The organism is Streptomyces sp. NPDC054872 (assembly GCF_053610705.1).
Genome location: NZ_JBSGYY010000045.1, coordinates 43,122 through 66,352 on the forward strand (window position 1 = coordinate 43,122; position 23,231 = coordinate 66,352).

A 23,231-nucleotide genomic window follows, 5' to 3' on the forward strand; every position below is an offset into this window, starting at 1 on the left:
GGCTCAGGCCTCCGTGCTTTCCGTGCTGATGAAGACGTTCTTGGTTTCCGTGAACGCGGCGAGCGCGTCCGGGCCGAGCTCACGGCCGAGCCCGGACTGCTTGTAACCCCCGAACGGGGTCCAATAGCGCACGCTGGAATGCGAGTTGACTGACAGGTTCCCGGCCTGGACGGCTCCCGATACCCGCAACGCGCGGCCCACGTCCCGCGTCCAGATGGACCCGGAGAGGCCGTACTCGGTGGCGTTGGCGAGGCGGATCGCGTCGGCCTCGTCGTCGAAGGGCAGGACCACGGCGACCGGGCCGAAGACCTCCTCCGTCGCCACCGGCGAGGTGGGGTCGACGTCGGTGAGGAGCGTCGGCGGGTACCAGAAGCCGGGGCCTTCGGGGGCCGTGCCGTGGATTCCGGTGCCGGAGGGGACGTACGAGCGCACGCGCTCCAGCTGGGACCTGGAGATCAGCGGGCCCATCTGGGTCTTCTCGTCGGACGGGTCACCGACGACGATCGACTCGACCGCGGGCCGCACGATCTCCAGGAAGCGGTCGTAGACCGGTCGCTGGACGAGGATGCGGGTGCGGGCACAGCAGTCCTGGCCGGAGTTGTCGAGGTACGACATGGGGGTGGCCAGGGCGGCGGCCTCCACGTCGGCGTCGGCGAAGACGATGTTCGGGCTCTTGCCGCCGAGTTCGAGCGTCAGGCGCTTCACGCGGTCGGCGCACTTGGTCATGATCTGCTTGCCGACAGGGGTGGAGCCGGTGAACACGATCTTGGCGACGCCGGGGTGTTCGACGAGGGCGTTGCCCGCGACGCCGCCGACGCCGGGCAGCACCTGGAAGAGACCGTCGGGCAGGCCCGCCTCCAGGGCGAGTTCGGCGAGGCGCAGTGCGGTGAGCGGGGTCGTCTCGGCGGGCTTGAGGATGACCGCGTTGCCTGCCGCGAGCGCCGGGGCGGTGCCCCAGGCCGCGATCGGCATCGGGAAGTTCCAGGGGGCGATGACGCCGACGACCCCGAGGGGTTCGAGGATCGTGACGTTCAGGCCACCGGGCACCGGGATCTGGCGGCCGCTCAGCCGCTCGACTCCCCCGGCCGCGAAGTCCAGGAGATCGCGGACGTTGCCCGCCTCCCAGCGTGCGTTGCCGATGACGTGACCGGCTTCGCGGACCTCCAACCGGGCCAGTTCCTCCAGGTGTTCGTCGACGACGACCGCGAAGCGGCGGAGCAGGCGGGCGCGGTCGGCGGGGGCGGTGGCGGCCCACTTCGCCTGGGCCGCGGCGGCACGTACGACGGCGGCGTCGACGTCCTGCGCGGTGGCGGCGGGGACAGTCGCGACGACTTCTTCGGTCGCCGGATTCAATACCTCGAGCAAGGGTGCCTCACATGCGTTCGAAGGAGCGGCGGAGCTCCCAGTCGGTCACCGCGGAGTCGAAGGCGTCCAGCTCGACCCGGGCCATGTTGCTGTAGTGCGCGACCACCTCGTCGCCGAAGGCGGCCTTGGCGATGGCGCTGTTCTCCCAGAGCTCGGCGGCCTCGCGCAGGGTGGTGGGGACGTGCGCGTAGTCGCCGGTGTAGGCGTTGCCCGTGCACTCCTCGGGCAGTTCCAGCTTCTGCTCCATGCCGTGCAGACCGGCGGCCACGAGTCCGGCGACCGCGAGGTGCGGGTTGACGTCGCCGCCCGGCAGGCGGTTCTCGAAGCGCATGGAACGACCGTGGCCGACGACGCGAAGGGCGCAGGTGCGGTTGTCGTGCCCCCAGGCGGCGGCGGTCGGCGCGAAGGAGCCAGGCCGGAAGCGCTTGTACGAGTTGATGTTGGGCGCGTAGAGCAGGGAGAACTCACGGAGCGCCGCGAGCTGCCCGGCCAGGAAGTGCCGCATGACGGGTGACATCCCGCCGGGTCCGTCACCGGCCATGGCGTTGGTGCCGTCCGCGTCGGCGAGCGAGAGGTGGATGTGACAGGAGTTGCCCTCGGCCTCGTTGTACTTGGCCATGAAGGTGAGGGAGACGCCTTCCTGGGACGCGATCTCCTTGGCGCCGGTCTTGTAGATGGCGTGCTGGTCGCAGGTGACGAGGGCGTCGTCGTAACGGAACACGATCTCGTGCTGGCCCGGGTTGCACTCGCCCTTGGCCGACTCGACGACCAGTCCGGCGGCCGCCATCTCGTTGCGGATCCGGCGCAGGAGCGGCTCGATACGGCCCGTGCCGAGCACCGAGTAGTCGATGTTGTACTGGTTGGCCGGGGTCAGGGCCTTGTAGCCCGCGTCCCAGGCCTGCTCGTAGGTGTCCTTGAAGACGATGAACTCGAGCTCGGTGCCGACGTTGGCGGTGTAGCCGAGCTCGGCGAGCCGCTCCAGCTGGCGGCGCAGGATCTGGCGCGGCGCGGCCACGACGGGCGAGGAGTCGTTCCAGGCGAGGTCCGCGATCAGCATCGCGGTGCCCTCGTTCCAGGGGACGCGGCGCAGGGTGCTCAGGTCGGGGTGCATGGCGAAGTCGCCGTAACCGCGGTCCCAGGAGGACATGGCGTAGCCCTCGACGGTGTTCATCTCCGCGTCGACGGCCAGGAGGTAGTTGCAGCCCTCCGTGCCGTGCTCCAGGACGTCGTCGAGGAAGAATGGGGCGGCGAACCGCTTGCCCTGGAGCCGCCCTTGCATGTCGGGGAAGGCCAGGACGACAGTGTCGATCTCGCCGCTCGTCACGAGGGCACGCAGCTCCTCGATCCCGAGCGGGGGTGTGCGGTCTGCCACGGGAAAAGCCTCCTTGGGTCAGCCGAGAGCCATAAGGTATTGCTGAGAACCATTGATTGGGAAGGGGGTACGGCCAGATGTCGCACACGGAAGCGGGCGCGGCCGCCGAGGCGGGCCCGGACGGCCCCGCCGCGACCGCCGACGACCGGCTCACACCGGTCCTTCGCCCCGTGCGGGCGGGCAACGGCTTCGAGGAGGCCCTCGAACAGATCCTCCAGGTCGTCCGCCTCGGCCTGGTGCCCGGTGGTGAACGGCTGCCGTCCGAGCGGGAGTTGGCCGATCGGCTCGGCATCAGCCGGGTCACGTTGCGCGAGGTCCTCAAGGTGCTCCAGGACCAGGGCCTTGTCGAGTCGCGGCGGGGCAGGTACGGCGGCACGTTCGTGCGTCCGCGCCCCGAGGCGGCCGGCGAGGACGAACTGCGGCGGCGTGTGGCGGATGTCGACGTCGAGGACGCGCTGCGGTTCCGCGAGGTGCTCGAGGTCGGCGCGGCCGGGCTCTGCGCGGCGCACGGCCTGAGCGGGGAGCAGCGGGAGCGGCTGCGCGCGGCGCTCGCACAGACGCACGAGGCACCCCTCTCCGAATACCGCCGCCTGGACACCTTGCTGCACCTGACGCTCGCCGAGCTGTGCGGCTCCCCCTCGCTCACCGCGCAGTACGCGGCGGTCCGCGCGACCGTCAACGACCTCCTGGACTGCATCCCGCTCCTGGTCCGGAACCTGGAGCATTCGCAGCGCCAGCACACCGCCCTGGTGGAGGCGGTGCTCGACGGGGACGCGGACGGGGCGCGGGAGATGATGCGCGAGCACTGCGCCGGTACGGCCGCCTTGCTGCGGGGCTTCCTGACATAACGGGCGGGGCGAGGGGCGATTAACGGCGACGTAACGCAGGGGTCTTGATTTCTCGTGGGTCGCACGGCAAAGGTATGGACCCGTTCCATTGAGTCACCCCGCCGCAGTGCCGCCGCCGCGCAGTCGCATAGGAGCCGTGCCATGAACGAGGAGTCCCCAAGGACGAGCGCCGCCGAACCGGCGGACGACTATCTGGAACGCAGAACGCTGCGCCGGGGCAGCGCGGGCTGGCTGCTGCTCACCGGCCTCGGTGTCGCGTACGTGGTGTCCGGCGACTACTCGGGCTGGAACTTCGGCCTGGCCGAGGGCGGATTCGGCGGCCTCGGGATAGCCATGGCGCTGATGGGCGTCATGTACGCGTGCATGGTGTTCTCGCTGGCGGAACTGTCGTCGGTCCTGCCGACGGCGGGCGGCGGCTACGGCTTCGCGCGCCGGGCGCTCGGCCCGCTGGGAGGTTTCCTCACCGGCACGGCGATCCTCATCGAGTACATCCTGGCGCCCGCCGCGATCTCCATCTTCATCGGCGACTACGTCGAGTCGCTGGGCCTCTTCGGGCTCACCTCCGGCTGGCCGGTGTACCTGGCCTGCTTCGTGATCTTCATCGGCATCCACCTGTGGGGTGTCGGCGAGGCGCTGCGGTTCAGTTTCGTCGTCACGGGCATCGCGGTGGCGGCGCTGCTCGTCTTCGCGGTCGGCGCGTTCATGGACTTCGACGCGTCGAAGCTGAACGACATCCCCGTGGAGGCGGACGCGTTCGGCTCCAACTCCTGGCTGCCGATGGGGCTGTTGGGCATCTGGGCGGCGTTCCCGTTCGGCATGTGGTTCTTCCTGGGGGTCGAGGGCGTGCCGCTCGCGGCGGAGGAGACGAAGGACCCGGCCCGCACCCTGCCGCGCGCGATCCGCTGGTCCATGGCCATCCTCATCGTGCTCGCGCTCCTCACGTTCTTCGCGTCGGCGGGGGCGCGCGGCGCGAACGCGATCCAGGAGGCGGGCAATCCGCTGGTGGAGGCGTTGCAGCCGGGCGGCGAGGCGACGGCACTGAGCCGGATCGTGAACTACGCGGGCCTGGCGGGCCTGGTGGCGTCCTTCTTCTCCCTGATCTACGCGGGCTCGCGCCAGCTCTTCGCCCTGTCCAGGGCGGGCTACCTGCCGAGGTTCCTGTCGCTCACGAGCAGCCGCAAGGCTCCCTACCTGGGACTCCTGGTCCCCGGGGCGATCGGCTTCAGCCTGGCCGCGGCGACCGGGGACGGCGCGCGGATGCTGAACGTGGCGGTGTTCGGCGCGACCATCTCGTACGCCCTGATGTCGCTCTCGCACATCGTGCTGCGCCGCAGGGAGCCGGGCCTTGAGCGGCCCTACCGCACGCCGGGCGGCATGCTGACGTCGTCGGTGGCGCTGGTCCTCGCCTGCTCGGCGCTTGTCGCGACGTTCCTGGTGGACGTGACGGCGGCGCTGATCGCGCTCGCGGTATACGTGGTGGCGATCGCCTACTTCGGCCTCTACAGCCGCAAGCGGCTCGTGGCGCGGGCGCCCGAGGAGGAGTTCGCGGCGCTGGCCGCCGCGGAGGCGGAACTGGAACGGGACTGAGCGCGAGCGCGACGGAACATGAGCACGACGGAACGTGAGCGCGACGGAGCATGAGGGAGACGAGGGTGAGCGAGACCACCGGCAGGCCGCTGATCGGTGTCAGCACCTACCTGGAGGCGAAGGCGAGGTGGGGCGTGTGGGAGCTGCCCGCGGCGCTGCTCCCCGCCGGCTACCCGGGGCTGGTGCAGGCGGCGGGCGGACTCACCGCCATGCTTCCGCCGGATGATCCTTCGTACGCCGATGCTGTCGTCGCCAGGCTGGACGGCGTGGTCATCGCGGGTGGCCCCGATGTCGAGCCGTCCCGTTACGGCTCGGAGCGTGAGGAGCGTACGGGCCCGCCCGCGCGTGAGCGGGACGCGTGGGAACTCGCGCTGATCGAGGCGGCGTTGGCGTCCGGAACCCCTCTGCTCGGCATCTGCCGGGGCATGCAGCTCCTGAACGTGGCGCTCGGCGGGACGCTCGTGCAGCATCTGGACGGTCACGTGGAGGCGGTGGGCGTCTTCGGCACGCACGAGGTGAAGCCGGTGCCGGGCACGCTGTACGAGTCGATCGCGCCGGCCGCGACGGCCGTCCCCACGTACCACCACCAGGCGGTGGACCGCCTGGGCCGGGACCTGATCGCGTCGGCCCACGCGGAGGACGGCACGGTGGAGGCGGTGGAACTGCCGTCCGCCGGCTGGGTGCTGGGGGTGCAGTGGCACCCGGAGATGGGTGCGGATCTGCGGGTCATGTCGGCGCTGGTCCGGGAAGGTCTTCGGCGGGCGGGGGGACTGCCTGAGCCTCGGCGGTCCGCGCCGCGAGGTTCGCCCTCCGGCCGGGGGTAGACCCCCACCCACGGCCTCCCCGCACCTGGGGTATTCCCTCCGGGAGGGTGGGAAAGCATTCTCCGGAGACGGGACAGGCATTCATCCCCCGGGCGCAGAAGACCCCGCCGGTCAGGGGGACCCCGCCCGGGTCAGCGACAGCAGATCCCGCGCGGGCCCCGTGGGGCGGTGCCCCGTGGGCCACACCGCCCTGAGGGCGCGGCGCAGCTGGACCCCCTCCAGGGGGACGGCCACCAGGCGCCGGGCCGACAACTCCTCGCCCACCGCGAGCTCGCTCAGCACCGCGGGCCCCGCCCCGCTCACCGCGGACGCCTTCACCGCCGTGGTGGACGACAGCTCGATCAGCGGACGTGCGAGACCCCCCAGCGCCGCGTCGAGGACCTGCCGCGTCCCCGAACCCTCCTCCCGGAGAATCAGCGGCGTGGCCGCCAACTCCCCGGCTGCCAGCGGCTTTCGGCGCCGCGCCCAGGCGTGGCCCGGCGCCGTGACGACGACCAGGCTGTCGTGGGCGATGACCGCCGAGTCCAGGCCGGTCGGGACCGCGAGCCCCTCGACGAAGCCGAGGTCGGCCTCTCCCGCGAGCAGCCGCTCGGCGACCGCGGTCGAGTTGCCCGCCGTCAAGGACACCGCCGTGTCCGGCCGCTGCGTCCGCAGCGCGATCAGCCAGCCCGGCAGCAGGTACTCGGCGATCGTCATGCTCGCCGCGACCCGCAACCGCGAGTCCCGCCGGTCCCGCAGGGCCTGCGCACCGGCGTCGAACGCCTCGGCCGCCTCCACGATCCGCCGCGCCCAGTCGGTGACGAGCGCCCCCGCGTCCGTGAGCCGCGACCCCCGCGGCGACCGGTCGACCAGCGCGACCCCGAGCTGCCGCTCCATCGACCGGACGCGGCTGCTCGCGGCGGGCTGCGTGATGCCGAGCTCCTTCGCGGCCCGCCCCAGGCTGCCGAGCCGCGCCACGGCGAGCAGCAGTTCGAGCGCCCCGAGGTCCGGCACGCGATGTGCGAGCGGTGGCGCCCCCGGCGACGTATCGGACACACCGGAGGAACCAGAAGACGTACCCATAAGCCCAGGTTATGCCCTCATACGAAGATGCCTCCTGGTGGGGGGCCCGCCGAACGGCGACCGTGGACACATGGTCACCGTCGCCCACCCGCAGGCACCCACGCACTCCGCCGTCACGTCCGCCGCCCCAGGCGCCTCAGGCACCTCAGGCGCCTCGGGCATCGCACGCGCCACCCGCCACCTCGGCCCGAACTGGTACGCCGCCGTGATGGGCACGGCGATCATCGCCGGCGCCGGTGCGACCCTGCCGGTCCACGTCCAGGGCCTGCGGACCGCCTGCACCGCGATCTGGGCGCTCTCCCTGCTGATGCTGGTCGCACTGCTCGCCGCCCGGACGCTGCACTGGATCCACCACCGCGACCAGGCCCGCGCCCACCTCCTCGACCCTGCCGTGGCCCCGTTCTACGGATGCCTCTCCATGGCCCTGCTCGCCGTCGGCGGCGGCGCCCTCCTCGTGGGCGAGGACTGGATCGGGACGAGCGCGGCGGTCGCGCTGGACGCCGTCCTCTTCACCGCGGGCACGGTCATCGGCCTCGTGGCGGCCGTCGCGATCCCGTACCTGATGGTGGTGAAGCACCGCATCGAGCCGGGCCAGGCGTCCCCCGTCTGGCTGTTGCCCCTGGTGGCACCCATGGTGTCGGCCGCCCTCGGCCCGCTCCTCGTACCGCACCTCCCGGCGGGGCAGGCCCAGCAGACGCTCCTGTACGCCTGCTTCGCGATGTTCGGCCTGAGCCTGCTCGCCACCCTGGTGATGCTCCCGATGATCTTCGCCCGCCTGCTGACCGGCGGCCCGTACCCCCTCGCGCTGACCCCCGCGCTCTTCCTGGTCCTCGGTCCGCTCGGCCAGTCGACGACCGCCGTGAACAAGTTCGCCGACACCGCCGCGGCAGGCACCGTCCCGGCCCCCTACGACCAGGGCTTCGCCGTCTTCGCCGTGCTGTACGGCGTCCCGGTGATGGGCTTCGCCCTGCTGTGGCTGGCGCTCGCGGGCGCGATGGTGGTGCGGGCCCGGCGCCGCGGCATGCGCTTCGCGATGACCTGGTGGGCGTTCACGTTCCCCGTCGGCACCTGCGTCACGGGCGCCGAGGGCCTGGGCAAGCACACCGGCCTGGCCTTCTACGACTGGCTGGCCCTCGCCCTGTACGCCCTGCTGCTCACCGCCTGGGCAGTGGCCCTCACCCAGACCCTGCGCGGCCTGCTCAACGGCAAGCTGCTCGCAGCGCCGCGCTGAGAACGGCCGGGGCCTCCGCGAGGGACGGCCCGTACCACGTGAGGTGGCGGCCGCTGATCAGGGCCGCCGGGGCGGTGAACGCCTCGGGGCCGTCCTCGGGGGTGAAGCGGTAGGGCTCGTCGGGCAGGATCACCACGTCCGGGGCCACGGCCCGCAGCTCCTCGACGGGGACGCGCGGGTAGCGCTCGGCATGCGCCGCGTACGCGTTGTCGACGCCGAGGCGCCGCAGCAGGTCCCCGGCGAACGTGTCGCGTCCCAGGACCATCCAGGGGCGCCGCCAGATGGGGACCACCGCCTTCAACCGGGCCTCGGGCTGAGGGAGTTGGGCCCACGCCCGCTCGGCTTCGGCCAGCCACCCGGGCCGGCCCGCCCCGCACGCGGCCAGGAGCCGGGTCAGCTCACGGAAGGCGCCCGGCAGATCGCGTACCTCCGTCACGAGCACCTGGATGCCCGCCGCCCGCAGCGCCGCGAGGTCGGGTGCGCGGTTCTCCTCTTCGTTGGCGATGACGAGGTCGGGGGCGAGGCCGATGATCCGGCGTACGTCGGGGTTCTTCGTGCCGCCGACGCGGACGACGTCCAGGTCCTCCGGATGGCTGCACCACTCCGTGGCCCCGACCAGCGTGCCCGGCGCGCTCACCGCGACCGCCTCGGTCAGCGAGGGCACCAGCGAGACGACCCGCACTCCCGTCACCGTAGCGACCCCCTCAGCGCCGCGCGCCGTCCACGGCCTCGATGTGGTCGGCGACGGCCACGACGAGCACCTGGCTGTCCGGCACGGTCGCCCGCCACCGGTGGCGGACCCCGCCGGTCAGGTAGAGGCTGTCGCCGCGTCCGAGGCGGTAGGCCCTGCCCTCCGCCTCGACCTCGACGGCGCCGCCCACCACGTACATCAACTCGTCGTTGCGGTGCTGGAACTCGCGTCCCTCGTCGTGGTCACCGGTGAACTCGACGGCGTGCAGCTGGTGGTGACCACGCACCAGGTTGCGGACACGGGCGTCGGGGGACGAACCTTCCCCGTCGCCCTCCTCGGCGCGCATCAGATCGACCGTGCACGCGGGATCCGCGGCGGCCAGCAGTTCGACGTCGGTCGTCAGGAGCGCGTCGGCGACCCGCTGCAGGGAGCGCCTGCTGGGCCGCGCCCGCTCGTTCTCGACCTGGCTCAGGAAGGGCACCGAGAGACCGCTGCGCTCGGCCACCACGGCGAGGGTGAGCTCCAGCTGCCGGCGGCGGCGCCGCACGGCCGAGCCCACCCGGAGGGTTTCCTTTTGCTCGTCCATCGCCTCGGCTCCCTTCTGCGCATCGGTCCACTCTCAACCCTGTTGGGTTTTCTGCACCCTACGCATGTTCGCCAAACGGTTTGGCCCCGTTGCGAGGACCGCCGTCTACAGCTTGCGCCAGTAGACAAGCTGACCCGCCTCGCCGGGAGCCGCCCCTTGCCCCGGTATGAACAGGCTGACCAGCAGCGCAGGCCTGCCCTGCGGGTCGGTGAGGAGGGTCGCCGAGGGATTCGCGAAGGCGCGGCTCTTGCCGTGGGTGGAGAAGGCGAGGCGGTCGGCCCGGCCGCTCCCGGGGTCATAGGCGTAGGTCCGCCAGCTCCCGAAGTCACCCCGCCATCGCTGCCCCTCCACGAGGAGGACGCGCCGCCCGTCGAGCTCGACGGACGCCCGGTCCCCGAGGTTTCCGCCGTTGCCCCAGGTCTGCAGCGCCCGGTCGAGCCGCCGGTCGGGCGTCGCGTGCCAGTCGCGGAACCCGGTCAGGGTGGCGCGCAGCTGGCGGTCGGTGTCGCAGTCGGCGCGGTAGTGGCCGGTGAGCTCGATGGCGTCGCCGCGTACGGCGGTGATGGCGGGCGTGCCCTCGGCGCACCGCGAGAGGGTGCGCGGGGCGTCGAAGGCCCGTGCCGCGCGCCCGTCGAGCAGCGCGTCCTCATCGGCGTAGGCGCGCACGGCGATGTGGTTCCTGGGGTCCTTCTCGTAGGCGAGGACGTACCCGCCGCGTCCGTCGTCGGCGAGCGACGCCTGATGGGTGCCGGCACCGAAGTCGTGGCGGCGGTGCCAGTGCCGCAGATCGGTGGAGGTGGCGACGGCGGCATGGAAACGGCCGTCGTCCAGGAGGGTGTGGTAGACGGCCAGGTAGGTGCCGTCAGGGGCCTGCGTGATCTGCGCGGCGTCCATGGTGCGGCCGGTGTGGTCCCGCGCGTCGTATCGGTGTCCGTCGGCGGCGGTGACGTCCTCGGCGAGGGCGGCGAGGCGGGCGGTGCCCGCGGACGCGGGTGCGGAGCTCGCCCCCGCCACATGCGCGAGGAGCAGCGCGGCGGCGAGGGCCAGGGCCACGGCGAGGCCGAGGACGGTGCGGGAGACGCGGACGCGCGCGGCGGACGCGGGGGGCACGAGAGGCACGGAGGGGCACTTACGTTCGAGCAGCGGGGAGGCTGCCCAGCCTAGGGAGCGGGGGTGGCGCCGGGAACGCCGAGAGGGGTGGGCTTCGCCACAAGGACGAGGCCCACCCCTCGGGGGTGCGTCAGCGCGCAGCCCCAGGACTGCGAAGAGCTACGACTGCGGAGTCATCTTCTGCTCGAAGCCCGGGTTCTTCTTCAGCCACGCGTCGACGGCCTTGGGCTCATTGCCCTTGCCCGCCTTGTTGATCTCGTTCTCCAGGCCGGCCAGTTCCTTCTCGCTCATCTTGAAGTCCTTGAGCCACTTCGTGAGCTGCGGGTACTGCTTCGGGAAGTCCTTGCTGGAGAGCGTGCGGATCGTGTCGCCCTTGCCGAAGCCGACCTTGGGGTCCTTCAGCTTGGTGAGGTCGTACTCGCTGTAGGCCCAGTGCGGCGACCAGAGCAGGACCGCGACCGGCTCCTTCTTGGCGTACGCGCGCTTCAGCTCGGCCAGCATCGCGGGCGTCGAACCGGAGACGACCTTGTACTCCTTGTCGAGGCCGTAACCGGGCAGGACCTTGTCCTTGAGCGCGGTCATCACGCCCGTGCCCGGCTCGATGCCGATGATCTTGCCCTTGAACTTGCCGCCCTTGCCCTTGAGGTCCCCCAGCGACTTCACGTCCTTGACGTAGGACGGGACCGCCACCTCGAGCGACGTCGGGCTGTACCAGGAGCCGATGTCGTTGAGGTTGGCCTTGTTCTTCTCCCAGTACTGCTTCTGGGTCGTGGGCAGCCAGGCGTCGAGGTTCAGGTCGAGATCGCCCTGGCCGAGCGCGGTGTAGACGGGGCCGACGTCGGACGGCTTCAGATTCATCTTGTAGCCGCGCTTCTCCAGGACACGCTTCCACAGGTTCGTGACGGCGATGTTCTCGTCCCACGCGAAGTAGGCGGCGTTCAGCGGACGCTTCGCCTCGGCGGGGGTGGAGTTCTTCGGCAACGGGGCCAGCTTGTCGACGACACCCGGGTTCTTCTTCAGCCAGGCACGGACGGCTTCCTGCTGCTTGCCCTTGCCCGCCTTGTTGATCTCCGCCTCAAGACTCGTGAGCTGCTTCTCGCTCATCTTGAAGTCCTTGAGCCACTTGGCTACCTGCGGGTTCTCCTTCGAGAAGCCCTTGCGCGCCAGCGAGTGCACGCCGTCGCCCTTGCCCCAGGAGCCCTTCGGGTCCTTGAGCTTCTTCAGGTCGAAGTCGCTGTAGGCCCAGTGCGGCGACCAGAGCGTGGTGACGATCGGTTCCTTCTTGGCGTACGCGCGCTTCAGCTCGGCCAGCATCGCCGGGGTGGAGCCGTCGACGACCTTGTACTCCTTGTCGAGCCCGTACTCCTTGAGGACCTTGTCCTTGAGGAGGCCCATCATTCCGGCGCTCGGCTCAATGCCGACGATCTTGCCCTTGAACGTGCCGCTCTTGCCCTTGAGGTCTTCGAGCGAGTCGACGCCCTTGACGTACGAGGGCACGGAGAGCTCGAGCGAGGTCGGGCCGAACCACGAGCCCAGGTCCTCGAGATCCTTGCCGTACTTCTTCCAGTACGAGGCGTGCGTCGTCGGCAGCCAGGAGTCGGTCTGGAAGTCGATGCTGCCCTGCGAGAGCGAGGTGTAGAGCGGTCCCGCCTCGAGCTGCTTCGTCTGCGGCTTGAAGCCGCGCTGCTCCAGGATCTCCTTCCAGAGGAAGGTGGAGGCCACGCCCTCGTCCCAGGGGATGTAGCCGATGTTGATTTCCTTGCCCTGGCCGACGTTCTTCCCATCGGTCGCGACATTCTCGGACTTCGAGCCTCCGAAGGCGCCCATGCCGCCCGCGACGAGGGCGAGGACGACCACGCCGACCACCGCGACGGCGGCCTGCGGACGGTAGGTCCAGATGTTCAGGCCCTGCGCGGCACGCACCTTCGCCATGGCGCGGCGGCCGAGCGGGGAGACCTGGGTGCCGAGCGAGCCCGTCATGCGGTCCAGGTAGATCGCCAGGATGACGATGGCGACGCCCGCCTCGGAGCCGAGGCCGACGTTCAGCTGGCCGATGGCCTCGTTGACGTCGGCGCCCAGGCCCTCGGTGCCGACCATGCCCGCGATGGCGGCCATGGACAGGCCCAGCATGATGACCTGGTTGACACCGGCCATGATCGTGGGAAGCGCGAGGGGCAGCTGGACGCGCAGCAGGATGTTGCGCGGCGTGGTGCCGAACGCGTCCGCGGCCTCGACCAGTTCCTTGTCGACCTGGCGGATGCCCAGCTCCGTCATGCGGACACCGGGGGCCAGGGCGAAGATCAGGGTGGCGACGATGCCCGCGGGGGCGCCCATCCCGAAGAACAGGATGGCGGGGATGAGGTAGATCATCGCCGGCAGCGTCTGCATGAAGTCGAGCACCGGGCGGACGATGCCGCTGACCGTGCTCGATCGCGCCGCCCAGATGCCCACGGGCACGGAGATGACGAGCGCGATGATCGTCGAGACGAGCACCAGGGCCAGCGTCATCATCGCGTGGTCCCACAGTTCGAGGGAGACGATGAACGCGAAGCCCGCGAAGGTCAGCACACCGGCGACCACACCGCGCAGCCAGAAGGCGATGACGGCGAAGATGCCCGCGAGGAGCAGCGGCTCGGGCGCCTGGAGCACGTCGGCTATGCCGTCGTAGGCGCCCTGGAAGACGGTCTTGAAGAAGTCGAACAGCCAGGCCATGTGGCTGAGGAGCCAGTCGACGCTGTCGTTGACCCACTCGCCGAAGGGAATCCTAGGCACCGCTGACCACCTTGCCCACAGCCTGTCCGCCGTTGTCCTGTGTCTCGTCCCGCGTCTTGTCGAGCGGGACGGCGGTGTCCTGCGGCTCGTCCTCGGGGGTCATCGGCTCACCGAGCACCGCCAGCAGTCGCGCCCGCGGTACGACGCCGATGAGCGCGCCCTCCTCGTCGGTCACGGCGACGGCCACATCGCTGGTGGAGCACGGCGTGAACAGCTCGATGATCGGCGTCTCGGCCCTGACCGTGGCGGGGGCCGCGGACAGCACGTCCTGTGCGGTCTGCAGCTCCTTGCCCTCGGCCGTCTTCGTGCCGAACACGGTCTCGGGCTCGGCCATGATGGCGCCCGCCGTGAGGACCCGGGAGCGGTCGACGTCCTGCGTGAACGCGGCGACGTAGTCGTTGGCCGGGGTGACGAGGATGTCCTCGGCGTTGCCGATCTGGACGATCTCGCCGTCGCGCATGACGGCGATCTGGTCGCCCAGGCGCATGGCCTCGTTCAGGTCGTGGGTGATGAAGACGATGGTCTTCTTCAGCCGCTTCTGGAGCTCGAGGAGCTGGTCCTGCATGTCGCGGCGGATCAGCGGGTCGAGCGCGCTGAACGACTCGTCCATGAGGAGCAGGTCCGCGTCGGTGGCGAGCGCGCGGGCCAGGCCCACGCGCTGCTGCATGCCGCCGGAGAGCTCGTCGGGCCAGGACTTCTCCCAGCCCTTGAGCCCGGCGAGTTCGAGCGCGACCGTGGCGCGCTCCTCGCGCTCGGCGCGCGGCACGCCCTGCACCTCGAGGCCGTAACCGGCGTTCTCGAGGACGCTGCGGTGCGGGAAGAGCGCGAAGTGCTGGAAGACCATGCTGATCTTCTTGGAGCGCACCTCGCGCAGCTCACGGGCGCTCAGCCCCGTCAGGTCCTGACCGTCGAACAGCACCTGCCCGGCCGTTGGCTCCGACAGTCCGTTGAGCATGCGCAACAACGTGGACTTGCCGGATCCGGAGAGACCCATGACGACGAAGATCTGGCCCGGCTCGACCGTGAAGGAGGCGTCGATCACCGCGGCGGTGGTGCCTTCGGCGCGCAGCTCCTCTCGGTCGGTTCCGTGGCGGAGTTTCTCCACCGCGTCAGCGGGTCGTCTGCCGAATACCTTGTACAGGTGTTCGGCTTGCAGCCTGGACACATACACCTCTCGGGTTGAACCAAGACGGCCCGCCTCCCCCGCCGGCGGGCCGTGGAGCGACACGGGTTCTGCCCGCTGTTTGCCCGCCGAAATAGTTGAATCCTCGACCGGAGGCGCTCCGGCTCGGCGCCTGCCCTCACTTACACGAATCAAACGGAAGAGTGTTCCAGTTCACATTCCGTTCACTTATGTCGACCGGAACTCGCCGCCGGCCGGCCCCGCCCCACCGGGACGGAAACACCGCCTCGACGCCTCCGGAGCCGGTCCGGTGTCAGTGCCGTGCGGCATGATGCGAAGGTGACTCAGCGAACGCGACGGCTCATGCTGCTCGACACGGCGTCCCTGTACTACCGGGCCTATTTCGGGGTCCCCGATTCCGTGAAGGCCCCGGACGGCACACCGGTGAACGCCGTGCGCGGTCTGCTCGACTTCATCGCCCGGCTCGTCCAGGACCACCGCCCCGACGACCTGGTCGCCTGCATGGACGCGGACTGGCGCCCGCACTGGCGGGTCGAGCTGATCCCCTCCTACAAGGCGCATCGCGTCGCCGAGGAGGTCGAGCAGGGCCCGGACGCCGAGGAGACCCCGGACACCCTCGCGCCGCAGGTCCCGATCATCGAGGACGTCCTGGACGCGCTCGGCATCGCCCGCGTCGGCGTGCCGTCGTACGAGGCGGACGACGTGATCGGTACGTACGCCGGCCGCGCCACGGGCCCGGTCGACATCGTCACCGGCGACCGCGACCTCTATCAGCTGGTCGACGACGACCGGGGCATCCGCGTCCTCTACCCCCTCAAGGGCGTCGGCTCCCTCCAGCTCACCGACGAGGCCTGGCTCCGCGAGAAGTACGGGGTGGACGGCTCCGGCTACGTGGATCTGGCCCTGCTGCGCGGCGACCCGAGCGACGGCCTGCCCGGCGTCCCCGGCATCGGCGAGAAAACGGCGGCCAAGCTCCTGGACGCGTACGGAGACCTGGCCGGAATCATGGCCGCGGTGGACGACCCGAAGAGCAAGCTGACGCCCTCCCAGCGCAAGCGGCTCGACGAATCCCGCGCCTATGTGGCCGTCGCGCCGACGGTGGTCCGCGTCGCGGGTGACGTACCCCTGCCGGACGTGGACCTCGCGCTGCCGGGCGAACCCCGCGATCCCGCGGCCCTGGACGACCTCGCCGAGCGGTGGAACCTGGGAGGGGCGCTGAAGCGGTTGCTCACGACTCTTCAAGGATGAGGTGTTAGCTTAGGTAAGCCTAAGCAACATTTGATCAGGGGAGGCCGCCGCCATGGCAGAACGTCCGGCACGCAAGGCACCGAAGGCTCACGTCGCCCAGGTGGTGCGCACCGAGCGCCTCACCCCGCACATGCAGCGTGTGGTCCTGGGCGGGGAGGGCCTCGCGGAGTTCACGGTGGGCGACTCCACCGATCACTACGTGAAACTGCTCTTCGGCGCCGAGGGCGTGACCTATCCGGAGCCGTTCGACATGCAGCGGATCCGCGAGGAGTTCCCCCGCGACCAGTGGCCCGTCACGCGTACCTACACGGTGCGCTCCTGGGACCCGCGGACCCGCGAGCTCGCCGTCGACTTCGTCGTGCACGGCGACGAGGGCCTCGCGGGCCCGTGGGCCCAGGACGTCCAGCCGGGCGCCACGGTCCGCTTCCTCGGCCCCGGCGGCGGGTACGCCCCGGACGCCGACGCCGACTGGCATCTGCTGGCCGGTGACGAGAGCGCGCTGCCCGCGATCGCCGCCTCACTCGAGGCACTGCCCGAGGGCGCCAAGGCGTACGCCTTCGTGGAGGTCGCCGACGCCGAAGAGGAGCAGAAGATCAGCTCGGTCGCGGAGATCGTGTGGCTGCACCGCGGGCAGCGCCCCGTGGGCGAGGCCCTCGTCGAGGCCGTACGCTCCCTCGACTTCCCGGCGGGCGCCGTGCACGCGTTCGTGCACGGCGAGGCCGGGTTCGTGAAGGAGCTGCGCCGCCACCTCCGCATGGAGCGCCAGGTGCCGCGCGAGCGCCTCTCGATCTCCGGTTACTGGCGCCTCGGTGACAACGAGGACGGCTGGCAGGCGTCCAAGCGCGACTGGAACGCGCAGGTGGAGGCCGAGCAGGAGTCGGCACCCACGGCCTGAACCGGGCGGGCCCGCCCGGCGGCGGGTCGGGGCCCGGCGAAAAACCGGTCCCCCTCGGCGGCGGTCGCTGCCACGATGAGGGCCATGCCCTTCAAGATCTCGGATGTAGTCGCGGCGGGCACCCTCGCCCACCAGGAGCAGCCCACCATCGCCGTTCCCGGAGGGCTGGTCCTGCGCCCCTGGTCGCCCGACGACGCGTCCGCCGTGTACGAGGCGTTCCAGGACCCGGTGCTGCAGCGCTGGCACGCCCGCGAGGCCGATTCCGTCGAGGAGGCCCGCGGCTGGATCGACGGCTGGCGCAAGGCCTGGCCCGAGGAGCGCGACGCGCACTGGGCCGTCGCCGACACCACGACGGACGAGGTGGTGGGGCGGATCTCGCTGCGCCTGATCGTGCTCGCCGACGGGCAGGCCGAAGTCGCCTACTGGACCATGCCGTCGGCCCGCGGCCGGGGCATCGCGCCGCGCGCCCTCACGGCACTGAGCGACTGGGCCTTCGGCGAGATCGGCCTGCACCGTCTCGAACTCACCCACGCCACGGCCAACGAGGCCTCCTGCCGTGTCGCGCTCAAGACCGGCTTCCTGCCGGAGGGCACCAAGCGCAGCGCCGTCCTGCACGCGGACGGCTGGCACGACATGCATCTGCACGCCCGTGTCCGGGGAGACGAGCCCACGGTCTCCTGACCTGAGGGGCTCCTGATCTGAGGGTCGCCTGACCTGAGGGACACGGCGGGGCGCCCCGGCAGGGCCCCGTACTGTTGCCGGTTGTGACCCGTAAGCCCCGCATCCCGCCCTCTCCCCTGCCGCAGCGGCGTGGCGTCGACCCCATGCGGGTCAAGCTGCCCGCCGACGGAGCGTGGGCGACGGTACGGGACCATCTCGTCGAGCGGCTGAAGGCCGGGCCCGGGGTGATCGACGGGATGCTGCGGGACGGGCTGATCGTCGGCGTGGACGGCCTTCCGGTGACGCCGGACGCTCCCTACGTACCCGGCACCTTCGTGTGGTTCCACCGTGACCTGCCCGACGAGGTCCCGGTGCCGTACGCCATCGACGTGGTGTACCGCGACGAGCACATCGTCGTCGCCGACAAACCCCACTTCCTGGCGACCACGCCCCGCGGCAGCCACGTCACCGAGACCGCGCTCGCCCGGCTCCGCAGGGAGTTGGACATCCCCACGCTCGGCGCGGCGCACCGCCTGGACCGGCTCACCGCGGGACTGATCCTCTTCACCGTGCAGCCGCGGGAACGCGGCGCGTACCAGATGCTGTTCGGCGAGCGGCGGGTGTCGAAGGAGTACGAGGCCGTGGCCGCCCACGACCCCGGACTCGCACTCCCCCGCACCCTGCGCAGCCACATCGTCAAGGAGCGCGGCATCATCGCCGCGTACGAGGTCCCCGGCGCCGAGCCCAACAGCGAGAGCCGCGTCGAACTCGTCGAGCACGACGGTGCGTTGGGGCGGTATCGCCTCACTCCGCACACCGGCCGCACCCACCAGTTGCGCGTGCACATGAACGCGTTGGGCCTGCCGATCCTCGGCGACCCCGTCTACCCGTTGGTGGCGGGTCCGGTGCCGCCGGACGATTTCCGGCGGCCCCTCCAACTCCTCTCCCGTGTACTGGAGTTCAGGGACCCCGTCACGGGCGCCGACCACCGCTTCGTCAGCGCACGCGAGCTGGGCGCCTGGACCTCGTACGACTCCTGGGAGAACGCGAACCCGCCTGCGGACGGTCAGTAGCCGCGCCACCAGACGACGAAGCGTCGCCACGCCCCCTGCCGCGGCACCGACGCGGCCACCGGCGCGGACTCCGGCACGGGCGGCGGCTCGGCGGGCTGCGCGGCCGCAGCAGGAGTCGGCCGGGGCGCCGGCGTCGTGGGATACGCGGGCCGCGGAGCCGGCGACGACACATGCCAGTCGTTGCGCGCGTCGGGAACCCGCGCCATGGGCCGCGCCATCACGTCCTGCGGGGGACGCGGCGCGAAATGCACCGGGAGCGACACCAGGTGCCGGGAGAGGATCGACGAGGTCCACTTCAACTCGTGTTCCTCGATGTCGAGTTCCACGTCCGGGAAGCGCATGAGCAGCGCGTCCACCCCCGTGTCGGCGATGGCACGGCCGAGGTCCTGCCCCGGGCACTCGTGCGGGCCGCCGCTGAACGCCAGGTGGGAGCGGTTGCCCTGCATGTTGGCGGTGAGGTCCGGGCGTACGACGGGGTCGACGTTGCCCGGCGCGATGCCGAGGAGCAGCCCGTCGCCCGCCTTGATCTGCTTGCCGCCGAGCTGGGTGTCCTGCTTGGCGAAGTAGCCGATCATCGCGCTGAACGGCGGCTCGTCCCACAGGGACTGCTCGACCGCCTCCGGGACCGTCATCTGGCCGCCGCTGAGCTGGGCGCGGAAGCGCGGGTCGGTCAGGACCATGCGCAGGGCGTTGGCGATGAGGTTGGCCGTGGCCTCGTACGAGGCGATGAGCACGAGGCGCAGGTGCGCGGCGACCTCGTCGTCCGTGAGCTGCGCGGGCTGCGCGATGAGGTTGCTGGTGAAGTCCTCCTCGGCCTGCGCCCGGCGCCGCGCGACGAGCCGTGTCAGCGCGTCCATGATGTACGCGTTGCTGGCGATGGCGGTCTCGGTGCCCCTGAGCATGTCGCGGGCGGCCTGCACCATCCGCTCGTTGTACTCCTCGGGCATGCCGAGGACATGGCACATCACCATCATCGGCAGATGCTCGGCGAACTGGCTCACGACGTCCGCGCGCCCGGCCTGGCAGATGTCGTTGAGCAGGAGGTTGCTGTAGCGGTTGATGTAGCGCCGGATGCCGCGGTGGTCGAGGAGCGCCATGGCGCCGGTGACCGCGCCGCGCAGCCGCTGATGCTCGTCACCCTCGACCATGCTGGCCATCGGCTGGAAGGTGACGACGGGGGCCAGCGGGTTGTCGGGGCCCATGGAGCCGTCGATGATGGCCCGCCACTGGCGCGGGTCGCGGGTGTACTGCGAGGGGGTGCGGACCATGTGGAGGTTCTCGCTGTGGCCGAGGACCGCCCAGATGGGTACGTCGTTGTGCAGCAGGGCCGGGGCCACCGCGCCGTGCTCGGCACGCAGCTTCTCGTACACGCCCGCGAGGTCGGTCTCCGCCTCGGGTCCGTAGAGACGGCGCAGGCCGCCGGCGCCCAGACCGTGCGCGGGGCAGCCGGGCGGTGGCACGGTGGGGTCGTCCATGCCGGTGTGGGGTTGGGACGGGGTCGTCACGTTCGTCGCTCCGGGGTTGCGGATAGGGGGAGATGTCAGACGGGGGCCGCGGTCAGGGAGTGCAGGTACCGCGTGAGGGTCAGCAGGGTGTCCCGGCTCGACGCGCGCTGCCGGGCGTCGCACCTCACCATCGGCACCGCGTCGTCCAGGTCGAGTGCGCGGCGCAGCGTCTCCATCGGATGGTGGGGCGCGTCGGGGAAGTCGTTGACGGCGACGACGAAGGGCACGCCGCGTTCCTCGAGGCGGCCGATCACGTCGAAGCTGACCTCGAGGCGGCGGGTGTCGAGGAGGACCACCGCGCCCAGCGCCCCTTCGAAGAGGCCGTTCCACAGGAACCAGAAGCGCTCCTGGCCGGGGGTGCCGAACAGATAGAGCACCAGTTCCTCGGAGATGCTGATCCGGCCGAAGTCCATCGCGACGGTGGTGGCCGTCTTGGTGTCGGAGCCGTAGTTGTCGTCGACGCCGATGCCCGCCTGGGTCATGGTCTCTTCGGTGGTCAGCGGACGGATCTCGCTGACGGAGCCGACCATCGTCGTCTTGCCGACCCCGAAGCCACCGACGATCACGATCTTCACGGCGGCCGTGGCCGTATGCGGCAGGACCTCTTCGCTGCTGGGCCCGGTGATCGTGTCAGAGCTTTTGAAGTCCATGCATCACCGCTTCGAGAAGGGAACGATCGGGGAGCGTGGAGCGGACGATCGATGCCCGCGCCTGTACCAGGTCGGCCTCGAGCATCCTGGTGAGGAGCACGGTCACGACGCTGAACGGCAGCGCGAGGTACGCGGAGAGCTCGGCGACGGACAGCGGTGTCCTGCACAGCCGCAGGACGTCGGCGTGCTCGGGTTCGGCCGTGGGCGGTGCCTCACCGTCCGCGACGATCAGCGTGACGAGGTCGAGCGCCGCCCGCTCCGTGTCCTCACCGGTCAGGATGTAGAGCCGCTCGGGGTTCTCCGGGCTGCGCCGTTCCCGTTGGGGAGGGTCGTCTCGGTGGGAGGGGTTCTCGCCTTGCGGAGGATTCATACGGCCTGCCCGTCTCGCCGGGGCGGACTCGTCAGATGGGCTCCGATCCGGACGACCAGGTCCCGCATGCGGTTGCCGATGAGGCCCGCGTCGACGGTCTCGTCGGCGAGCACGGCGAGGTAGGCCCCGGCTCCCGCCGCCATCAGGTAGAAGTAGCCGCCGCCCACCTCGATGATCACCATGCGCATGCCGCCGTCGGCGTGCGGGATCTCGGTGGCGACCGCGGCCGCCAGGGACTGAAGTCCCGCGCAGGCGGCGGCGATCCGGTCGGCCGCGTCAGGGTCGCCGCCGTAGCGTGCGATGCGCAGGCCGTCCGCGGAGAGCACCACGATCTGCCGGGTCTGCGGCACGCCGTCGGCGAGCTCCTTGAGCATCCAGTCGAAATTGGCCCGTTGCTGGATCACTTCCAGCCCCCCTCGTCGGCGTTGTCGGCACTGTCTGCACTGTCTGGGGTGCCGTGGTCGTTCTCGCTGTGGCCCTTGGGGAGCAACGGGTCATCGGCTGCGGAGTCGTCGCCGTTCACGCCCTTCATGAAGGCCTCGATCCAGAGGCCGGGCTCCTTCTCCTCCTTCTTCGCCGGCTCGGGTACGACCGGTGCGGCCACCTGCGGGGAGTACTGGGCGCGCTGCGCCGCGTACTTCGCGTCCGCGGCTTCCTGGGCGATGCGCTCGGCCAGCGGGGTGCGGACCCGGCTGCGGCGCTGCGGCAGACCGTTCGACGTCCACTCGGTGACCTCGGGGACGTCGTCCTCCATGGCCGCGCCGAGCGACTTGGGGAGCGGCGGCCCTGCCGTCATCACACGGGGCTTCTTGCGCCGGATGCCGTGGGCCTCCTCGATGGGCACGCCTTCGGCGTTCACCCGGGGTACCGCGGACGCGCCGATGCCGTGGGCGAGGCCGGGGGCCGGCCCGGTGGTGAGCATCTCGCGCGGGACGATGAGCACTGCGCGGACGCCGCCGTACGCGGACTGCCGCAGCGAGACCTGCAGGTTGTACATCTGCGAGAGGCGTCCCACGACGGCCATGCCGAGGCGCGGGCTCTCGCCGAGGTCGTTCAGGTCGAAGCCGGCCTGGGCCTGCGCGAGCATGCGCTCGGCCCGTGACCGCGCCTCCTCGCTGAGGCTGACGCCGCCGTCCTCGATCTCGACGGCGATGCCGGTCTGCACCTCGACGGCGGTGACGTGCACGCGGGTCTGCGGCGGTGAGTAGCGCGTGGCGTTGTCGAGCAGCTCGGCGCAGGCGTGGATGAGCGGTTCCACGGACGTGCCGCGGATCGCGACCTTGGCGATCGAGTGCAGGTCGACGCGCTGGTACTCCAGGATCCGGGACATGGCGCCGCGCAGCACGCTGAACAGCGGTACGGGCTTGGGCCATTGGCGTCCGGGACGGGCGCCGCCGAGGACGGTGATCGAGTCGGCGAGGCGGCCGATCAGTGCCGTGCCGTGGTCGATGCGCAGCAGGTCGTCGAAGACCTCGGGGTTCCGGCCGTGGAACTCCTCCATCTCGCGCAGTTCCGCGGACTGCTGGTGGACGATGGACTGGACGCGCCGGGCGATGTTGACGAAGGCACGCTGCGAGGACTCGCGCATCGCCTCTCCGGAGTCCAGGGTGTCCAGGACGTTCCGCAGGAGCTTGCGCTGCGAGTGCGGCAGTTCGGAGAAGGACTCGTCGGCGTCGACGAGGTGGCGGATGACTTCCGACGGCGCTTCGCCCTGCCGGAGCCGGAAGACGGCCTCGGGGATGATCTCCCGGCCCAGGCGGATGGTCTCGTCGTCATGGGACGCGATGCGCCGCTCCAGGGCAGCGAGGCGCTGCGTGTACTGGGTGTGCAACTCCCGGATGGACCGGCCGCGTCGCACGGCTTCGGCGCCGACCGCGACGACCACGAGGGTCGCGATCGCGCCGCACCAGCCCACCGCGATGCGGGCGGGTTCCGGCACCGCGGCGACGGCGGCTCCGGTGGCCGCGGCCATCAGGATGGCGGGCAGCAACAGCACGCGCGCGTAAGGGACTTCTCGGCCACCGGGAGGCGATTGAACACTCACCATGTATGCCCTCTGAAGACTTGTCTTGGGGGAGGAATGGGGGGCGGTTCTGCGAAATGGGGGGAACGTACGGGGAGTTGGAAGCGGTAGACGTATGCGAACAATCGAAAGATCTATGAACAAACGCGCGAATCTATCGCAACTCGTTTCAACTCGCCGCGCTCCGGGCGAGCTTAGTCCGCCGGAATCATCGC

21 protein-coding genes are annotated in these 23,231 nt (G+C 70.9%); 8 read left to right on the top strand and 13 right to left on the bottom strand.

Annotation, left to right across the window (positions count from 1 at the left end; genetic code table 11):
• Positions 1 to 3: 3 nt before the first annotated feature.
• Both ACWGIH_RS37155 and ACWGIH_RS37160 read right to left on the bottom strand, forming a co-directional pair.
• A complete protein-coding gene (locus ACWGIH_RS37155) occupies positions 4 to 1,365 on the bottom strand; it encodes an aldehyde dehydrogenase family protein (RefSeq protein WP_453450075.1) in 1,362 nt (453 codons plus the stop codon).
• A 7-nt stretch (positions 1,366 to 1,372) separates the two neighbouring features.
• Positions 1,373 to 2,737: a glutamine synthetase family protein gene (locus ACWGIH_RS37160; RefSeq protein WP_453450074.1), complete on the bottom strand. Its 1,365-nt coding sequence runs from the start codon at positions 2,735 to 2,737 to the stop codon at positions 1,373 to 1,375.
• 77 nt (positions 2,738 to 2,814) lie between these two features.
• On the opposite strand from ACWGIH_RS37160, the gene ACWGIH_RS37165 reads away from it, so the two are divergent.
• The 3 genes from ACWGIH_RS37165 to ACWGIH_RS37175 all read left to right on the top strand — a co-directional run bounded on the left by ACWGIH_RS37165 (position 2,815) and on the right by ACWGIH_RS37175 (position 5,996).
• Positions 2,815 to 3,585 (top strand): FadR/GntR family transcriptional regulator, encoded by a 771-nt coding sequence (locus ACWGIH_RS37165; RefSeq protein ID WP_453450073.1) that lies wholly within the window; start codon positions 2,815 to 2,817, stop codon positions 3,583 to 3,585.
• 141 nt (positions 3,586 to 3,726) lie between these two features.
• Complete coding sequence (eat, locus tag ACWGIH_RS37170) at positions 3,727 to 5,172, top strand: ethanolamine permease (RefSeq protein ID WP_453450072.1); 1,446 nt, start codon at positions 3,727 to 3,729, stop codon at positions 5,170 to 5,172.
• Positions 5,173 to 5,237: 65 nt separating this feature from the next.
• Entirely contained in the window at positions 5,238 to 5,996 is a 759-nt protein-coding gene (locus tag ACWGIH_RS37175) for a gamma-glutamyl-gamma-aminobutyrate hydrolase family protein (protein ID WP_453450071.1), read from the top strand.
• A gap of 111 nt (positions 5,997 to 6,107) precedes the next feature.
• Here ACWGIH_RS37175 and ACWGIH_RS37180 read toward each other — a convergent pair whose 3' ends face one another.
• A complete protein-coding gene (locus tag ACWGIH_RS37180) occupies positions 6,108 to 7,058 on the bottom strand; it encodes a LysR family transcriptional regulator (protein WP_453450070.1) in 951 nt (316 codons plus the stop codon).
• Between the two features lie 70 nt (positions 7,059 to 7,128).
• Between ACWGIH_RS37180 and ACWGIH_RS37185 the strand changes: the two genes are divergently transcribed.
• On the top strand, positions 7,129 to 8,289 hold the full coding sequence (locus ACWGIH_RS37185) for a TDT family transporter (protein WP_453450069.1): 1,161 nt from the start codon (positions 7,129 to 7,131) through the stop codon (positions 8,287 to 8,289).
• On the opposite strand, the gene ACWGIH_RS37190 is transcribed toward ACWGIH_RS37185, so the two are convergent.
• From ACWGIH_RS37190 to ACWGIH_RS37210, 5 genes are all read right to left on the bottom strand, one after another.
• Positions 8,258 to 8,971: a helical backbone metal receptor gene (locus ACWGIH_RS37190; protein ID WP_453450119.1), complete on the bottom strand. Its 714-nt coding sequence runs from the start codon at positions 8,969 to 8,971 to the stop codon at positions 8,258 to 8,260. The two genes, ACWGIH_RS37185 and ACWGIH_RS37190, sit on opposite strands and share 32 nt — an antisense overlap.
• A 22-nt stretch (positions 8,972 to 8,993) precedes the next feature.
• On the bottom strand, positions 8,994 to 9,566 hold the full coding sequence (locus tag ACWGIH_RS37195; protein ID WP_453450068.1) for a helix-turn-helix domain-containing protein: 573 nt from the start codon (positions 9,564 to 9,566) through the stop codon (positions 8,994 to 8,996).
• A 105-nt stretch (positions 9,567 to 9,671) separates the two neighbouring features.
• Positions 9,672 to 10,685 carry a hypothetical protein gene (locus ACWGIH_RS37200; protein ID WP_453450067.1) on the bottom strand — a complete coding sequence of 338 codons (1,014 nt, stop codon included), beginning with the start codon at positions 10,683 to 10,685 and terminating at the stop codon, positions 9,672 to 9,674.
• Positions 10,686 to 10,835: 150 nt separating this feature from the next.
• The gene (locus ACWGIH_RS37205) at positions 10,836 to 13,448 is read right to left on the bottom strand and encodes an ABC transporter permease/substrate binding protein (RefSeq protein ID WP_453450066.1); all 2,613 of its coding nucleotides are present in this window, start codon (positions 13,446 to 13,448) and stop codon (positions 10,836 to 10,838) included.
• Positions 13,441 to 14,613, bottom strand: coding sequence for a quaternary amine ABC transporter ATP-binding protein (locus tag ACWGIH_RS37210; protein ID WP_453450065.1), 1,173 nt, complete (start codon positions 14,611 to 14,613; stop codon positions 13,441 to 13,443). Before ACWGIH_RS37210 ends, ACWGIH_RS37205 begins: the two co-directional genes overlap by 8 nt.
• A gap of 321 nt (positions 14,614 to 14,934) precedes the next feature.
• On the opposite strand from ACWGIH_RS37210, the gene ACWGIH_RS37215 reads away from it, so the two are divergent.
• The 4 genes from ACWGIH_RS37215 to ACWGIH_RS37230 all read left to right on the top strand — a co-directional run bounded on the left by ACWGIH_RS37215 (position 14,935) and on the right by ACWGIH_RS37230 (position 18,468).
• Positions 14,935 to 15,840 (top strand): 5'-3' exonuclease, encoded by a 906-nt coding sequence (locus ACWGIH_RS37215; protein ID WP_453450118.1) that lies wholly within the window; start codon positions 14,935 to 14,937, stop codon positions 15,838 to 15,840.
• Positions 15,841 to 15,892: 52 nt separating this feature from the next.
• Positions 15,893 to 16,735 carry a siderophore-interacting protein gene (locus tag ACWGIH_RS37220; RefSeq protein WP_453450064.1) on the top strand — a complete coding sequence of 281 codons (843 nt, stop codon included), beginning with the start codon at positions 15,893 to 15,895 and terminating at the stop codon, positions 16,733 to 16,735.
• Positions 16,736 to 16,819: 84 nt separating this feature from the next.
• On the top strand, positions 16,820 to 17,416 hold the full coding sequence (locus ACWGIH_RS37225; RefSeq protein ID WP_453450063.1) for a GNAT family N-acetyltransferase: 597 nt from the start codon (positions 16,820 to 16,822) through the stop codon (positions 17,414 to 17,416).
• A gap of 143 nt (positions 17,417 to 17,559) precedes the next feature.
• The gene (locus tag ACWGIH_RS37230; RefSeq protein ID WP_453450117.1) at positions 17,560 to 18,468 is read left to right on the top strand and encodes an RluA family pseudouridine synthase; all 909 of its coding nucleotides are present in this window, start codon (positions 17,560 to 17,562) and stop codon (positions 18,466 to 18,468) included.
• Here the strand turns inward: ACWGIH_RS37230 and ACWGIH_RS37235 are convergent.
• Genes ACWGIH_RS37235 through ACWGIH_RS37255 form a run of 5 tightly spaced genes read right to left on the bottom strand, consistent with a single transcriptional unit; the run spans position 18,462 to position 23,040 of the window.
• Positions 18,462 to 19,973 (bottom strand): cytochrome P450, encoded by a 1,512-nt coding sequence (locus tag ACWGIH_RS37235; RefSeq protein ID WP_453450062.1) that lies wholly within the window; start codon positions 19,971 to 19,973, stop codon positions 18,462 to 18,464. The two genes, ACWGIH_RS37230 and ACWGIH_RS37235, sit on opposite strands and share 7 nt — an antisense overlap.
• A 35-nt stretch (positions 19,974 to 20,008) precedes the next feature.
• Complete coding sequence (locus tag ACWGIH_RS37240; protein WP_453450061.1) at positions 20,009 to 20,623, bottom strand: GTP-binding protein; 615 nt, start codon at positions 20,621 to 20,623, stop codon at positions 20,009 to 20,011.
• Entirely contained in the window at positions 20,604 to 20,993 is a 390-nt protein-coding gene (locus tag ACWGIH_RS37245; RefSeq protein ID WP_453450060.1) for a DUF742 domain-containing protein, read from the bottom strand. Before ACWGIH_RS37245 ends, ACWGIH_RS37240 begins: the two co-directional genes overlap by 20 nt.
• Positions 20,990 to 21,397 carry a roadblock/LC7 domain-containing protein gene (locus tag ACWGIH_RS37250; protein ID WP_363210896.1) on the bottom strand — a complete coding sequence of 136 codons (408 nt, stop codon included), beginning with the start codon at positions 21,395 to 21,397 and terminating at the stop codon, positions 20,990 to 20,992. Before ACWGIH_RS37250 ends, ACWGIH_RS37245 begins: the two co-directional genes overlap by 4 nt.
• Positions 21,394 to 23,040, bottom strand: coding sequence for an ATP-binding protein (locus tag ACWGIH_RS37255; RefSeq protein WP_453450059.1), 1,647 nt, complete (start codon positions 23,038 to 23,040; stop codon positions 21,394 to 21,396). The genes ACWGIH_RS37250 and ACWGIH_RS37255 overlap by 4 nt, the downstream gene beginning before the upstream one ends.
• Positions 23,041 to 23,231: the final 191 nt, after the last annotated feature.